This is a genomic window from Streptomyces sp. SAI-170, assembly GCF_049739565.1.
In the GTDB taxonomy this organism is placed as follows: domain Bacteria; phylum Actinomycetota; class Actinomycetes; order Streptomycetales; family Streptomycetaceae; genus Streptomyces.
Genome location: NZ_JBMGQD010000001.1, coordinates 7,532,177 through 7,546,437 on the forward strand (window position 1 = coordinate 7,532,177; position 14,261 = coordinate 7,546,437).

The window sequence follows — 14,261 nt, forward strand, 5'->3', positions numbered from 1 at the left end:
GTCCGTCCGGCGGCGTTACCCTTTGACGGTCCGCGATCACCGCGGAGCGGCGGCGCAGGAGACGTACGACCATGACAGCCCAGGGCACCGGCACGGACGCCACCGTGCGCCGCACGGCGCGCCGGCACGGCCAGGCACCCGTGGTCGCGGCGGTCGCCGTGGGCGGGGCGATCGGCGCCACCGCGCGGTACGCGGCCTCCCTGCTGTGGCCCGCGCACAGCGGCGGCTTCCCCTGGACCACGTTCTGGGTCAATGTCACCGGCTGCGCCGTGATCGGCCTGTTCATGGTGCTGGTCGTGGAGGCACGGTCCGTCCACCGCCTGGTGCGCCCCTTCTTCGGCACCGGTGTGCTCGGCGGCTACACCACCTTCTCGACGTACGCCGTGGACATCCAGAAACTCCTCGACGACGGCCGCACCGCCACCGCACTGGCCTACCTGGCCACGACCCTGCTCGCCGCCCTCACCGCCGTATGGCTGGCGGTGACGGCCGCTCGCCGGCTGCTGCTCCGGAGGCCCCGATGACCGGACCGACCGCCACCCCGGCCCTGCGCCTGACCGTGTTCGTCGACGAGGACGACACCTGGCACCACCGGCCCCTGTACTCCGAGATCGTCCACCGCGCGCACGAGGCGGGCCTGGCCGGCGCCAGCGTCTTCCGCGGCATCGAGGGCTTCGGCGCCTCCTCCCTGATCCACACCTCGCGCCTGCTCTCCCTGAGCGAGGACCTGCCGGTGGCCGTCGTGATCGTCGACACCGAGGAACGCGTACGGGCCTTCCTGCCGCGCCTCGCCGAGCTGGTCGGGGAGGGGCTGGTGACCCTCGACGAGGTGGAGGTCGTCCGCTTCCCCCAGGGCGGCGCGGACGGGCAGGCCGGCCGATGAACTGGCTGCTGGTGGCCGTCGGCGGCATGATCGGCGCCCCCCTGCGCTACCTCACCGACCGCGCGGTCCAGTCCCGGCACGACTCCCTCATGCCCTGGGGCACCTTCGCGGTCAACGTCACCGGCTCCCTGATCCTCGGCCTGCTGACCGGCGCGGCCGCGGCGGGCGTCACCGGCTCCCACACTCGACTGCTGCTCGGCACCGGCCTGTGCGGCGCGCTGACCACCTACTCGACCTTCTCCTACGAGACCCTCCGCCTCACCGAGGACGGCGCCCGGGGCTACGCCCTCGCCAACGCCGCCCTCAGCGTCCTGGCCGGACTCGGCGCGGCCTTCGCGGGCGTGGCCCTGGCCCGCGCGGTGTGGGGCTAGGGCCCTGGAGCCTCGGCCGACCTGATCCGGACGACAGGCCCCGGCCCCCTGTCGCGGCGGACCGGGCGCAGGGTGGCGCGCCGCCACACGTCAACTCCCGCGGCCGCGGACGTCATTCAGTACCGCCGCACGACCCGGTGCCGTGTGGGCAAGACCGTCGGCCGGCAGGTACAGTCCACAGCCATGAGCGCGCGACTTGCCGACATCGCGGCCGCGGCGGGGGTCAGCAAAGCCACGGTCAGCCGGGTGATCAACGGCACGCGCGGCGTCGCCTCGGACACGCGGGCCTCCGTGCTCGCCGCGCTGGACACCCTCGGCTACGAACGGCCGTCACGGCTGCGGCCGAGGGCCTCGAACCTGATCGGCGTCATCACCCCGGAGCTGGACAACCCGATCTTCCCCGCGATGGCCCAGGTCGTCGGGCAGGCGCTGACCCGCCTGAGCTGCACACCGGTGCTGGCGACCCAGAGCCCGGGTGGGTCGACGGAGGACGAGCTGACCGAGATGCTGGTCGAGCGCGGGGTGTCCGGGATGATCTTCGTGTCCGGACTGCACGCCGACACGACCGCCGACACCGCCCGCTACGCCCGGCTGCGCGAACAGGGCGTGCCGTTCGTGCTCGTCAACGGCTTCTCGCCGGCGATCAGCGCCCCCTTCGTCTCCTGCGACGACCGCTCCGCCATGGCCCTGGCCGTGACGCATCTGACCGCCCTCGGGCATGAGCGCATCGGACTCGCCGTCGGACCCGCCCGGTACGTTCCGGTGCAGCGCAAGACCGAGGGCTTTCAACGGGCCGTCGATGAGCGGCTGGGGCTGTCGCCCCGTGAGTCGGCGCGGTGGATCCGGCACACCCTGTTCACCCTGGAGGGCGGGCAGGCGGCCGCGGCGGAACTCTTCGACCAGGGCTGTACGGCCGTGGTGTGCGCCAGCGACATGATGGCCCTGGGCGCCATACGCTGCGCACGCCTGCGCGGGCTCGCCGTCCCCGAGGACGTCTCCGTGATCGGCTTCGACGACTCGCCGCTCATCGCCTACACCGACCCGCCCCTGACCACCATCCGGCAACCCGTGCGGGCCATGGGGCAGGCCGCCGTCGACGCGCTGATGGAGGAGCTGTGGGGCACGCCCGCCCCGCACACCGAGTTCGTCATCATGCCCGAGCTGGTGGTCCGGGGGTCGACCGCGGCCGTACCCCGCTCATAGCCGCGCAGGCAGCGCCCGCCACCAGTGCGCGTGCTGCTTGTACCAGTCGGCCGTCGCCGCCAGCGCGGTCTCGAACGGACTGCCCGGGCGGTAGCCCAGCTCCTGAGTGATCTTCGTGTGGTCGACCGCGTACCGGCGGTCGTGGCCCTTGCGGTCGGCGACGGTGACGATCCGCTCGGGACCCGCGCCGCACAGCGCGAGCAGACGGCGCGTCAGATCGAGGTTCGTCAGCGAGGTCCCGCCGCCGATGTTGTAGATCTGCCCGGGCCGGCCCGACACCCTGACCAGCTCCAGCGCCCTGATGTGGTCGTCGACATGGAGCCAGTCCCGTATCTGCAGGCCGTCGCCGTACAGCGGGACGGTACCGCCGTCCAGGAGCGCGGTGAGGAACCGAGGGACGAGCTTCTCCGGGTGCTGGTACGGCCCGAAGTTGTTGGAGCAGCGCGTCACCCGGACGTCGAGGCCGTGGGTGTGGTGGTGGGCCAGGGCGAGGAGGTCGGAGGCCGCCTTGGACGCGGCGTACGGCGACGAAGGCCGCAGCAGGTCGCTCTCCTTGGCCGCGCCCTCGGGCAGCGAGCCGTAGACCTCGTCGGTGGAGACGTGCACGAAGGTGCGCACCCCGCTCTCCAGCGCCGCGTCCAGCAGGACCTGCGTGCCGAGGACGTTGGTCCGGGTGAACTCGGCGCCGGCCGCGATGGACCGGTCGACGTGCGACTCGGCGGCGAAGTGCACGATCTGGTCGTGCCCGGCCACCAGCGCCGACACCAGCGACGCGTCGCACACGTCGCCCTGCACGAAGGTGAGGTCGGGGTGCGAGCGCACCGGGTCGAGGCGGGCGAGGCTGCCCGCGTAGGTGAGCTTGTCCAGGACGGTCACGGTCGTCCCGCGCGGGGCCTGCGGGCCGAGCAGATGGCGGACGTAGGCGGACCCGATGAAACCGGCTCCGCCGGTGACGAGGATGCGTGTCATGGCGTGAGATGCACCTTGCTGTGGTCGCCGATCACGAGACGGTGGGCGTGCGGAGGGCGCGGGGCCTGACCCACCACGGCCCCGCGGCCGATCAGGGAGGACTCGATCCGGCCGGCCCCCTCGATCTGGGCCCCGCGCAGCAGCACGGAGTACTCGATCGCGCTGTCCTCGACCCGGCAGTCGTCGCCGATCGAGGTGTACGGGCCCACGCTGGAGTTGCTGACGACCGCGCCGGCGCCGATGACGACCGGGCCGACCACCCGGGAGGCGCGCACGACGGCGCCCTCGGCGACGCGGACCCGGCCGACGAGGGTGCTGGCAGGGTCGACCTTGCCCTCGACACCGCCCTCGATGCCGTCCAGCACCTCGCGGTTGACCTCCAGCATGTCCTCGACGCTGCCGGTGTCGCGCCAGGGCCGGGTGGTGACGGTGGCGCGCACCGGATGCCCCTGGTCGATGAGCCACTGGACGGCGTGGGTGATCTCCAGCTCGCCGCGCGCGGAGGGCCGGACGGCGCGCACCGCCTCGTGCACGAGGGGAGTGAAGGCGTACACGCCGATGAGCGCGAGATCGCTGCGCGGGGTGTCGGGCTTCTCCTCCAGCGCCAGCACCCGGCCCTCGGCGTCCACCTCCGCCACGCCGAAGCGCGACGGGTCAGCGACGGGGGTCAGCAGCAGCCGGGCCGCGGCGGGACCTCCAGCGCGGAGGAGTTCGCCGACGCCCTCGGGCAGGTAGTTGTCGCCGAGGTACAGCAGGAAGTCGTCGTCGGCGAGGAAGTCCCGCGCGATCAGCACCGCGTGGGCGAGCCCCAGCGGCCGCGACTGGGCGATGTAGGTGATCCGCAGCCCGAACTCGCTGCCGTCACCGGCCAGTTCGCGGATCGCCGGGCCGTGTGCGCCGACGACGATCCCGACGTCCTCGATGCCGGCCGCGGCCAGCGACTCCAGGGCGTAGAACAGCACGGGCTTGTTGGCGATCGGCAGCAGTTGCTTGGCGCCGGAGTACGTGAACGGTCGCAGGCGGCTGCCGGTGCCCCCCGCCAGCACCAGTGCCTTCACCTGGGCCTCCGTGCTAACGAGGCCGGTCGGGAATGTTGTGGTCTCAACGGTCTCTCCTCGGTCAGGAGGCGTGGTGCGGCCGGAAGGCCGTATCGACTCAAGCAGACCGCCCCCCGGCAGTGCAAGGAATTCCTGAAAGTTTCAGAACGCTTGCGAACCGTCTCGCCAGGGTGTTTGACTCAGCTCTCGCACGGCCAACGCCCTTGCCCTGCAAGGCGTTTCAGTCGACCGCAGGGAATCCGTCCGTATTCCAGGGGGCTGTAGTGACAGGTATCCGGCAAGCCCGGCAACTGCGAAGAGAGGCCCGTCATCTGGCACCCGGCGCCTCCGAGGAGGCCGAGCACGGGCGCCGGGTGTTCGCCGAGGGCCGGGGACCCGTCCTGACCGACCTCGACGGCAACCAGTACCTCGACCTCGCCTCCGGCACCCTCACCCAGTCGCTGGGCCACGGCCACCCGGAGGTCGTCGCGGCCCTGACCGCGCAGGCCCAGCGGCTGTGGAACGTCCACGACAGCGCCACCCCGGACCGCGCCGACCTGCTGGAACTCCTCGCCCGGCTGCTGCCGGACCACCTCGACACCTACGCGTTCTTCTCCACCGGCGCGGAGGTCGTGGAGGCGGCGCTGCGAGTCGTGCAGGCCACGGCCGAACCGGGCCGCAATCGCATCGGCGCCCTGCGTCACGGCTTCCACGGCAAGACCATGGGCGCGCGGATGCTGGTCCACTGGGACATCGGCCACCAGTCCTTCAGCGGCAACAGCGTGCTCGGCTACGCGCCCTACTGCTACCGCTGCCCGCTGGAACTGGAGTACCCCGGCTGCGACTTACGCTGCGCGTCCCTGGTGCGCCGGCACATCGCCGCCAAGCCCAGCGTCTCCGCGCTGGTCTTCGAGCCGGTCCTCGGCGCGGCAGGCGTGATCGTGCCCCCGCCGGGCTACTGGGAACGGGTCGGCGAGGCCTGCCGCGAGGGCGGGGTACTGCTGGTCGCCGACGAGGTGCTCACCGGCGGCGGCCGCACCGGAGCCTTCCTCGCCAGTGAACTGCTCGGCGTGGAACCCGACTTGACGATGCTGGCCAAGGGCACCGCCAACGGGTTCCCGTTCGCCGTGCTGGCCGGCCGCTCCGAGCTGCTGCGCAGGCCCGAGGCCGCCGCACCGGGCGCGTACGCCTCGACGTTCGCGAGCAACCCGCTCGGCATCGCCGCCGCCCGCGCCACCCTGGAGGTCATCGAACGCGACCGGCTGATCGACCGCGTCCGCGTCCTCGGCGACCTGATGGAAACCCGGCTCACCGCACTGCACCGGCGCTTCGACGTCCTCGGGCAGGTCCGCGGCCTGGGACTGCTGTGGGGACTGGAGTTCGTCACCGACCCGCACAGCCGCACCCCTGCCCCGGACCTCGCCCGCGCCGTCTACACCACGGCCCTCGACCTCGGCCTCAGGGTCGCGCTCGGCGGACACATCCTGCGCCTGGCACCGCCGTTCACGATCGACGAGGCCCTGCTCGACGAGGGACTGACGCTGCTGGACACGGCGATCGAGCAGGTGGTCGCGGCATGATCGTCGCCGAGCACCTCGTCAAGGAGTTCCGGCTCGCCGAGCGCGGGCCCGGACTCCTGGGCAGCCTCTCCACCCTGTTCACCCGGCGCCACCGCATCGTCCGGGCCGTCGACGACATCTCCTTCGAGATCCCGGCGGGCACCAAGACCGCCTACCTGGGCGCCAACGGAGCCGGCAAGTCCACCACCATCAAGATGCTCACCGGCATCATGACCCCGACCTCCGGCCGCTGCCTGGTCGGCGGCATCGAGCCCTACCGCCACCGGCAGCTCAACGCCCGCCGCATCGGCGTGGTGTTCGGCCAGCGCAGCCAGCTGTGGTGGGACCTGTCCGTCCCGGACTCCTTCCGCATCCTGCAACGCATCTACGACATCCCCGAGCCGGTGTACCGGCGCAACCTCGCCCTGTTCCGGGAGCTCCTCGACATCGACGCGCTCGGCACCACCCCCGTACGGCTGCTCAGCCTCGGCCAGCGCATGCGGGCGGAGATCGCCGCCAGCCTGCTGCACGACCCGGCCGTGCTCTTCTGGGACGAGCCGACCATCGGCCTGGACATGGTCCTCAAGGACGCGGTGCGCGAACTGGTCAACCGCGCCCACCAGCAGCTCGGCACCACCGTGCTGCTCACCAGCCACGACATCGCCGACATCGCCGCGATCTGCGACAGCGTCCTGGTCGTCGACCACGGCCGGGTGGTGCACCAGGGGCCGCTGCACGAGCTGTTACGCACCGCCGCCCACCGCTCGGTCGTCTTCGACCACCGCGACAGCACCTCCACCGCCCAGGCGCTGCGCGGCATCGAGACCGGACTGCCCGGCGTCCACGCCACCGCCGACACCGACGGCCGCATCCGCGTCACCTACCCGACCGGCCGGTACACCTCCCGCCAGGTCCTCTCCTTCCTCCTCGACCGCTTCGACCTCGCCGACTGCTACGCCCCCGAACCCGACCTCGAGGACGTCCTGCGCCAGATCTACGGCCGCCCCCTGGTGCCGCAGGGCGCCGACGGCACGACACCGGGCGGCACCGCATGACCGGCCGGCTGCGCGTCTACACCCCCTTCGCGACCGGCGGACTGCAGTCGCTGCTCCAGTACCGCTCCACCTTCGCCATGACCGCGATGACCGCCGCGGCCGGCGCCGCGGTCACCGTCTTCCTGTGGCGGGCCGTGTACGCCGCCGGCCCGGGCCCCGGCGGCTTCGACCGGGACAGCATCACCACCTACCTGCTGGTGGCCCAGTTGCTCCAGGTGCTGCACAGCAACCGGGTGGACGACGAGGTCGCCGCCGAGGTGTACCGCGGCGACGTGGCGGTGATGCTGGTGCGGCCCGTCAGCTACCCGGTGATGCGGTTCTTCGCCTGTCTGCCCCTGGTGGGCGCCAACGCGGTCCTGGTCGGCGTACCGGTGCTGGGGCTGTTCGCACTGCTCGTGCCGCTCACCGTGCCCCGGCCGCTGGACCTGGCGCTGTTCACGCTGTCCACCGCCGTGTCGGTGCTGCTGGCGTTCTGCGTGAACCTGCTGACCGGCATGACCGGCTTCGTCACCACCAACACCTGGGGCGTGCGCATGGTCAAGCAGGCCGTGACCGCCTTCTTCGCCGGCCAGATGGTGCCCATCGCCCTCATGCCGGAACCACTGGCGACCCTCGCGCGGGCCCTGCCCTTCAGCGGCATGGTGGACGGACCCCTCACCCTCCTGCTGGGCCGCTACGACGGCTGGACGTCCGCCGCCGCCGTACTGGCCGGACAACTGGCCTGGGCGGCCGGACTGACCCTGCTGTGCGCGGTGCTGTGGCGGGCGAGCCTCGGCCGGCTGGAGGTGCTGGGCGGATGACCCGTACGCGTACGGCGGGGCGCTATGTGCGGCTGGCCTGGTTCCTCGGCGGAGTGGGACTGCACCGGCTGACCGCCTACCGCATGGACTTCCTGATGGGCGCCGGAGCCTTCCTGGTCCGGGTCGGCATCCAGACCGCGGTCGTCGGACTGGTCTTCCGCCAGGTCCCCGCCGTCGGCGGCTGGTCGTACCACGAGGTGCTGTTCCTGCTCGGCTTCTCCCTGCTGCCGAGGGGACTGGACCATCTGTTCACCGACCAGCTGTGGGAGCTGGGCCGCAAGCTGGTGCAGCGCGGGGAGTTCTACCGCCATCTGATCCGGCCGGTGAACCCGCTGTTCTCCCTGCTGTCGGAGCGGTTCTTCCACCCCGACGGGCTCGGCGAACTCGCCGTCGGCGTCGTCCTGGTCTGCTACGCGGGCTCCGGACTCGGCCTGTCCCTGGCCCCCGAACAGTGGCTGCTGGCACCCCTGCTGGTGCTGTGCGGCGCGCTGATCCACACCGCGGTGAAGCTTTTCTTCGCCTCACTGTCCTTCTGGACCGTCACCAGCATGCCGTCGATGTACGCGGCGAGCCAGGTGTCGGAGCTCGCCGCCTACCCGCTCGACCTCTACCACCCGAGCCTGCGCGGACTGCTGACCTGGGTCCTGCCGTTCGCCTTCACCGCCTATGTGCCGAGCACCTATCTGCTGCACGGCTCGACGGACCTCCTCGGCTGGCTGCCGGTGGTGACCGGCGCGGCCCTCGCGCTCGCCCTGACTGTGTGGCGGCGCGGCATCGACACCTACGAGATGACCGGGAGCTGACTCGGCCGTGACCGACGACGACACACTGGACGCCCTGCTGCGCACGGCGCCCTGGATGGACGAGGACGGCCGCCGGGCCGCCCGGTACGAGACGACCGACGAGGTGGCCCTGGACGACCGCACCCGCCTGCTCGTGGTGGCCGCGGCCGGACGCCGGTACGTCGTGCCGGTACGCCCCACGGACGGCGGCGGTCTGCAAGAGGCCCACGGCGAGCTGGAATTCGACCGACTGGTCTGGCGAAAGGCGCAGTCCGGGGCCGAGTTGACGACCGTACGCGGCGGCAGCCTCCGCTTCCGCGGCACCGGCGCACCGGCCGGCCCGATCGGCCGGCTGCCGTTCGACCGGGGCTGGTCCTCCAACGCCCTGTCCCTGCTGGACGCCTCGGGCACCCCGTACGTCCACAAGACCTACCGGCGGCTGGACGAGCCCGTCCGCGAGCCGGAGCTGCTGCGCCTGCTGGACGGCACCGGCCGTACGCCCGAGTGGGCCGGGGACTACGTCTACACCGACCCGGCCGACGGCTCCCGGCACCCGCTCGGCGTGTTCTACCGGTACGTCCCCGGCGACGGCCTGGACACCCCGCTGCGGCACAACATGCGCTCCCTGTGGCCGAAGATCACCGCGGGATGCGACATCGAGCGCACGGTCCGCGGCCATCTGCGGCCGCTCGCCGCCGACCTGACCGCCGCCGGACGCTTCCTGACCGGTTTCCACCACGACCTGGCCGCACGCCTCGGCGGCGCCCCGCAGCCCTACCCGGTGCGGGACGCGCTGGACCGCGCCGAGGACCGGGTGGCCGTTCTGGAGTCCGCCGCCGTCGCGCTCCCCGAGCGGGCGTGGAAGGCGGCCTTCGCGGCGCTGCGGGCCGAGACCGCCGCGCTGCGGACCGCGTTCGGGTCCCGCCCGGGTGCCTTCCTGTCCGGCCCCGCCCACGGCGACCTGCACCTGTCGCACCTGCTCTGCCGCACCGGCGAGGACGGCGGCACGACGATGACCGTCATCGACATGTCGACCCCCGCGCTGAGCCCCCGGGAGCCCGGCTGGGCCGCCCAGTCGCCCGTGCAGGACCTCGTCGCCGTCGAGCGGGCCCTGGAGTACTTCGCCGCCGACGAAGCCGCCTTCGAGAGCGCCGGACGGCTCGGCGTCGACTCCCTGCGCACCATGACGGACGCCCTGGACGACACCGCCGGCCGGCCCCAGGTGCTGCGCCTGGTCTTCCACGCGGCGGACGTCTGGCGGACCCAGGTGCGCCGGCTGCTGCTCGGCCCGCCGTCCGCCGACCCGCCGCACCGGCTGCTCTACCTGGCCCGGCTGCTGCACGAACTCGCCTACAACTGCGACCACGCCCGCCCCTACCACGCCGCGATCGACCTGCGCCACGCGCTGACGCTCGGCGCGCACGCCCCGGCCCCGACCACCACCTCAGCGAGGACGTGAACGTGACCGTGCCCGAACCCCGTATGCACATCGTCGAGACCTACTTCGAGTGCTGCGGCTTCGACCACACCTTCCTGCAGGGCGGCACCTCGGTGTACCTGTGGAACCTCTCCAAGGCGTTCGCCGCCCGCGGCCACCGGGTCTCCATCGTCACCCCGGCCCACGGCCGCCTCGACGACCTGCGCGGCCGCTACGACGTCGAGGACCTGCCCTACACCGACCCGTACACCCTGCCCCTGGTCCTCGACCCGGACGTGTGGCGGGACTTCCCCGCCGAGGTGCGGGTGGAGCTGACCACCACCGCGCACCGCATCCGGCTGGACGGCGTCGACCTGTACTTCCTGTCCGACGACTACCTGGACCGGCTCCCCGACACCTTCTACCCGCCGTACTCCGCCAAGGGCCGCGACCTGGACTTCTTCAAGCCCCTGGCGTTCCAGGTCGCCGCCGTCCGCTTTCTGCGCGGCTGGTTCGGCGACGAGAAGACGCTCGTGCACGCCCACGAGCCCTACTACCACTACCTGGTGCCCGCCGCCCTGCGCGACGACCCCCTCAAGCCGGTGGTCGGCACGGTGCAGAGCAACATGCCGATCGACAAGAAGGTCTACGCCCCCGAGGTGCGCCGGCTGCTCGCCCTGCTGGACGCCGACATGCCGCTGCCGCTGGACCCACCGCCCGCCGCCGCCCGCCCCGACCCGGTCCGCCAGTACCAGCAGCTGACCCACCTGCACTACGACTACCCGCCCGACCACGTCTCCGTGTACCGGCTCGTCCTCGAGCACGCCGGCCTCGTCGACTTCCTCTCCCCGGGCCAGCTGGACTTCTACGCGTCCTTCGCCGACACGCCGTTCGAGTCCCTCTTCCGGGAACTGCCCGTCGCCGGGGCGGTGCGGGACAACGCGCACAAGATGTTCGTCGGCGGCTGCGCGATCTCCGACCAGTGGCTGGCCTGGGACCCCGCGGAGGTCGACCGCGCTCAGGTGCTCTCCGGCCTCGGCCTCGACCCGGCCCTGCCCACCTTCTTCCACAACGCCCGCTATGCCCTGCACCACAAGGGCCAGCTGGAACTGCTGCGCGCCGTCGACCGGGTCCTCACCGAGGGCCTCGCCGCGAACTTCGTGCTGCGCTGCATCTCGGGAGCCCCGCTCGACGACCCCTGGTTCCAGGAGGTGGCCGAGCGGCACAAGGGCCGGCTGCACCTGGAGTCGCAACGGGTCGACGAGCGACGGGTGTTCGAGTACGCCGCCGCGAGCGACTTCTGCCTCTTCCCGTCCAAGTTCGAGATGGACACCTTCCTCATCGCCCAGGGCGAGGCGATGGTGTGCGGCGCCGTGCCGATCGCCACGGCCCAGCAGGGCATGGCCCACTTCGGGCACGCCCGCACCGGGGCGGACGCCACCGGCTTCGCCGTGAACCGCTCCTTCGCCGAGGACGACGCGCTGCTCACCGACGCCCTGGCCGCCCGGATCCACGAGGCGGTCACCCTCTGGCACACGCACCCCGCCCGATACCGCGAACTGTCCGAGCGCGCGGCCACGGTCGCCCGCCAGTTCACCTGGGAGCACTGCGCCGACCTGCACCTGGCGGCCTTCGCCCCGCTCTGGCGCGGCGAGACGCCCCGGCTGCCCACGGAACGCGCCCTGCGCCACGGCTGGTTCGACCTGGTCGCCGACGACGACCTCACCGAGGAGGCGCTGCTGCGCCACGGCGACCTGGCGGCCTACGAACGCCTCGCGCCACTCGACGCCCCGGCCGCCCGCCGGTTCTACGAAGCCGCCTGGGAGCGGGCCGACTTCGCCACCTGCCGGCACATCCTGGACCGCTTCCCCGACGCCGTGCCCGACGACCTGACCCGCCTGCTGCACGACCGCCACCACCTCACCGACGGCACCCTCACCTACCGGCTGCCGCACGCCGACCGCGTCGAACTGGTCACCCCCACCGAGCCGGAGGGCTCCGCCCGCGCCCTGCCGACGGTCCAGCGGCTGCGCCGCACCGCCCCCGGAGTGTTCGAGGGCCCGGCGCCACAGCCCGGGGCCCGGCTGCTGCTGACCCTGAACACCGGCCGCGTCACCTGGGACGAGGTGCGCCATGACTGAGCGCGACACCGTCCGCGCCGTGCTGCTCGCGGGCGGCGAGGGCCGGCGCATGGGCCCCCTCGGCACCGGCCGGCTCAAGCCGCTCGTGCCGTACGGCGGCGCCTGCCGGCTCATCGACTTCAGCCTGGCGAACGCACGCGCCTCGGGCCTGGGCGAGGTGCTGCTGCTCTCCCAGTACGAGGAACGGCAGCTCATGGACGACCTGCACCGGGTGTGGAACACCGGCAGCGGCTTCCGCGTGCACTTCGGGCCCTACGACCGGGCCTACCGCACCGCGGGCGACGCGCTGCCCCGGGACCTGCCCGAGCGGACCTGGCCGGCCGAACGGGGCACCGCCGACGCGCTGATCCGCAAGGCCGAGTACGTCTTCGACGGCGACCCCGAGCAGCTCCTCGTCCTGCACGCCGACCACGTCTACCGCTTCGACCACCGGCCGCTGATCGCCGCCCACCGGGCCTCCGGAGCCGCGCTGACCCTCACGTACCAGAGGATCGAGCGGCGCTGGGTGCACCTGTTCGGGATGGTCCGCTTCGACCGCGCGGGCCGGCTTGCGGAGTTCGTGGAGAAGCCCGCCGAGCCCACCAGCGACCTGGTGTTCGCCGCGTTCTGCGTCTTCGACACGGCCGTGCTGCGCCGCTACCTGGAGAAGCTGGACGGCACCGACTGGCAGCACGACATCAGCCGGGACGTGATCCCGGCGATGCTCGCGGCCGGGGAGCACATCCGCGGCTACGAGGTGAGCGGGCACTGGGAGGACATCGGCACCGTCGAGCGCTACCACCGCGCGCACCTGCGGCTCGCCGCCGACGGCCCGCGCTCCCGGCTGCCCGTCGAGAACATGCCCTGGACCGTCCGCCCGGACGTGGCCCGCGCCTGGTTCGCCCATGCCCCCGGCATCACCTCGTCGTTGGTCCCGGCGGACCTGGTCAACGACGGACTGGTCGAGGACAGCGTGCTCTTCCCCGGCGTACGGATCGGGGCGGGCGCGCGGGTGCGGCGCAGTGTGCTGCTGCCCGGCACGACCGTCCCGCCCGGCAGCGACATCGACTCCGCGGTGGTCCTGGAGAACGGCCGGGTCCAGCAGGTCCCGCACACCCCACCCGCAACGGAAGGAACCCGCGCATGAGCCTGTCCCCCTACGACGTCCTGGTGGTCGGCGGAGCCGGCGTCGACACCGTCGTACGCGTCGAGCGGCTGGAGGTCCCGCCGGGCGACTCGCTGCACGTGCCGCCCGTGTACGACTATGTCGCGCACACCGGCAACGGAGTGGCGCTCGGCTTCCACACGCTCGGACGCCCCACCAAGTTCATCGACTACCTCGGCGACGACGTCCAGGGCCACGCGGTCCTCGCCGCGTACGCCGGGCACGGCCTGGACTTCAGCCACCTGGTGTCCCCGCACGGCACCCCCCGCGGCATCAACCTGGTCGACGCCCAGGGCCGGCGCTTCTCCTTCTACGACTCCCGCCACCCGGCCGACCTGCGGCTGCCGCGCGAGTTCTACCTGCCGCACCTGGAACGGGCCCGCCACGTCCACCTGTCGATCACCGGCGTCAACCGCGACATGTACGAGGACATCCACCGGCTCGGCGTCACCTGCTCCACCGATCTGCACGACTGGGACGGCGTCAACCCCCACCACCTGACCTACGCGCTCTCCTCCGACCATGTCTTCCTCAGCGCGGCGGGCCTGGGCGCCCGGCTGGAGGAAGTGCTGCACCGCATCGTCGACGAGGGCCGGGCCCGGTTCGTGGTGGCCACCGCCGGCGCGGACGGCTGTCATCTGCTGGTGCGCGGCGAGGAGAAGTCGCGGCACTTCCCGGCGGTGCGCCCGGAGCGGCCGGTCGTCGACAGCAACGGCGCGGGCGACGCGTTCGTCACCGGCTTCCTGCACGCGCTGATGGAGGGACAGCCGCTGGAGGACTGTGTGCTGGCCGGTTCCGTCTCCGGCGCGTTCGCCTGCGGCAGCGCCGGCACCCACACCGAGTTCATCGATCTGCCCGGTCTGCGCGCGGCTGTCGCCCGCGCCGTACCGGCCGGGTGAG

14 protein-coding genes are annotated in these 14,261 nt (G+C 72.5%); 12 read left to right on the forward strand and 2 right to left on the reverse strand.

Annotated features, from left to right (window positions below; translation table 11 throughout):
• Positions 1-71 precede the first annotated feature (71 nt).
• The 4 genes from crcB (RKD23_RS33885) (at position 72) to RKD23_RS33900 (ending at position 2,457) form a co-directional block, all read left to right on the forward strand.
• Entirely contained in the window at positions 72-524 is a 453-nt protein-coding gene (crcB, locus tag RKD23_RS33885) for a fluoride efflux transporter CrcB (protein WP_424857171.1), read from the forward strand.
• A complete protein-coding gene (locus RKD23_RS33890; protein WP_424857172.1) occupies positions 521-883 on the forward strand; it encodes a DUF190 domain-containing protein in 363 nt (120 codons plus the stop codon). The genes crcB (RKD23_RS33885) and RKD23_RS33890 overlap by 4 nt, the downstream gene beginning before the upstream one ends.
• On the forward strand, positions 880-1,254 hold the full coding sequence (crcB, locus tag RKD23_RS33895) for a fluoride efflux transporter CrcB (protein WP_404038922.1): 375 nt from the start codon (positions 880-882) through the stop codon (positions 1,252-1,254). Before RKD23_RS33890 ends, crcB (RKD23_RS33895) begins: the two co-directional genes overlap by 4 nt.
• A 183-nt stretch (positions 1,255-1,437) precedes the next feature.
• Entirely contained in the window at positions 1,438-2,457 is a 1,020-nt protein-coding gene (locus RKD23_RS33900) for a LacI family DNA-binding transcriptional regulator (protein WP_424857173.1), read from the forward strand.
• Here RKD23_RS33900 and rfbB read toward each other — a convergent pair.
• A complete protein-coding gene (gene rfbB / locus RKD23_RS33905; RefSeq protein WP_424857174.1) occupies positions 2,452-3,426 on the reverse strand; it encodes a dTDP-glucose 4,6-dehydratase in 975 nt (324 codons plus the stop codon). The genes RKD23_RS33900 and rfbB overlap by 6 nt on opposite strands.
• A complete protein-coding gene (locus tag RKD23_RS33910) occupies positions 3,423-4,484 on the reverse strand; it encodes a glucose-1-phosphate thymidylyltransferase (RefSeq protein ID WP_424857175.1) in 1,062 nt (353 codons plus the stop codon). The genes rfbB and RKD23_RS33910 overlap by 4 nt, the downstream gene beginning before the upstream one ends.
• 263 nt (positions 4,485-4,747) lie before the next feature.
• Here RKD23_RS33910 and RKD23_RS33915 point away from each other — a divergent pair, with 263 nt between their 5' ends.
• Genes RKD23_RS33915 through RKD23_RS33950 form a run of 8 tightly spaced genes read left to right on the forward strand, consistent with a single transcriptional unit; the run spans position 4,748 to position 14,260 of the window.
• Positions 4,748-6,043 carry an aspartate aminotransferase family protein gene (locus RKD23_RS33915; RefSeq protein WP_424857176.1) on the forward strand — a complete coding sequence of 432 codons (1,296 nt, stop codon included), beginning with the start codon at positions 4,748-4,750 and terminating at the stop codon, positions 6,041-6,043.
• Entirely contained in the window at positions 6,040-7,077 is a 1,038-nt protein-coding gene (locus tag RKD23_RS33920; RefSeq protein ID WP_424857177.1) for an ABC transporter ATP-binding protein, read from the forward strand. The genes RKD23_RS33915 and RKD23_RS33920 overlap by 4 nt, the downstream gene beginning before the upstream one ends.
• Entirely contained in the window at positions 7,074-7,877 is an 804-nt protein-coding gene (locus tag RKD23_RS33925) for an ABC transporter permease (RefSeq protein ID WP_424857178.1), read from the forward strand. The genes RKD23_RS33920 and RKD23_RS33925 overlap by 4 nt, the downstream gene beginning before the upstream one ends.
• Entirely contained in the window at positions 7,874-8,680 is an 807-nt protein-coding gene (locus RKD23_RS33930) for an ABC transporter permease (protein WP_424857179.1), read from the forward strand. The genes RKD23_RS33925 and RKD23_RS33930 overlap by 4 nt, the downstream gene beginning before the upstream one ends.
• Positions 8,681-8,687: 7 nt before the next feature.
• Positions 8,688-10,118 (forward strand): hypothetical protein, encoded by a 1,431-nt coding sequence (locus RKD23_RS33935; protein ID WP_424857180.1) that lies wholly within the window; start codon positions 8,688-8,690, stop codon positions 10,116-10,118.
• 2 nt (positions 10,119-10,120) lie between these two features.
• Positions 10,121-12,217: a glycogen/starch synthase gene (locus RKD23_RS33940; RefSeq protein WP_424857181.1), complete on the forward strand. Its 2,097-nt coding sequence runs from the start codon at positions 10,121-10,123 to the stop codon at positions 12,215-12,217.
• Complete coding sequence (locus RKD23_RS33945) at positions 12,210-13,343, forward strand: sugar phosphate nucleotidyltransferase (protein WP_424857182.1); 1,134 nt, start codon at positions 12,210-12,212, stop codon at positions 13,341-13,343. The genes RKD23_RS33940 and RKD23_RS33945 overlap by 8 nt, the downstream gene beginning before the upstream one ends.
• Complete coding sequence (locus RKD23_RS33950; protein ID WP_424857183.1) at positions 13,340-14,260, forward strand: carbohydrate kinase family protein; 921 nt, start codon at positions 13,340-13,342, stop codon at positions 14,258-14,260. The genes RKD23_RS33945 and RKD23_RS33950 overlap by 4 nt, the downstream gene beginning before the upstream one ends.
• The last annotated feature ends 1 nt before the right edge of the window (position 14,261 follow it).

Bases quoted from the DNA above. Each gene is read 5' to 3' on its own strand.
- crcB (WP_424857171.1), top strand. From the start codon at position 72: ATGACAGCCCAGGGCACCGGCACGGACGCCACCGTGCGCCGCACGGCG.
- RKD23_RS33890 (WP_424857172.1), top strand. From the start codon at position 521: ATGACCGGACCGACCGCCACCCCGGCCCTGCGCCTGACCGTGTTCGTC.
- crcB (WP_404038922.1), top strand. From the start codon at position 880: ATGAACTGGCTGCTGGTGGCCGTCGGCGGCATGATCGGCGCCCCCCTG.
- RKD23_RS33900 (WP_424857173.1), top strand. From the start codon at position 1,438: ATGAGCGCGCGACTTGCCGACATCGCGGCCGCGGCGGGGGTCAGCAAA.
- rfbB (WP_424857174.1), bottom strand. From the start codon at position 3,426: ATGACACGCATCCTCGTCACCGGCGGAGCCGGTTTCATCGGGTCCGCC.
- RKD23_RS33920 (WP_424857177.1), top strand. From the start codon at position 6,040: ATGATCGTCGCCGAGCACCTCGTCAAGGAGTTCCGGCTCGCCGAGCGC.
- RKD23_RS33925 (WP_424857178.1), top strand. From the start codon at position 7,074: ATGACCGGCCGGCTGCGCGTCTACACCCCCTTCGCGACCGGCGGACTG.
- RKD23_RS33930 (WP_424857179.1), top strand. From the start codon at position 7,874: ATGACCCGTACGCGTACGGCGGGGCGCTATGTGCGGCTGGCCTGGTTC.
- RKD23_RS33945 (WP_424857182.1), top strand. From the start codon at position 12,210: ATGACTGAGCGCGACACCGTCCGCGCCGTGCTGCTCGCGGGCGGCGAG.
- RKD23_RS33950 (WP_424857183.1), top strand. From the start codon at position 13,340: ATGAGCCTGTCCCCCTACGACGTCCTGGTGGTCGGCGGAGCCGGCGTC.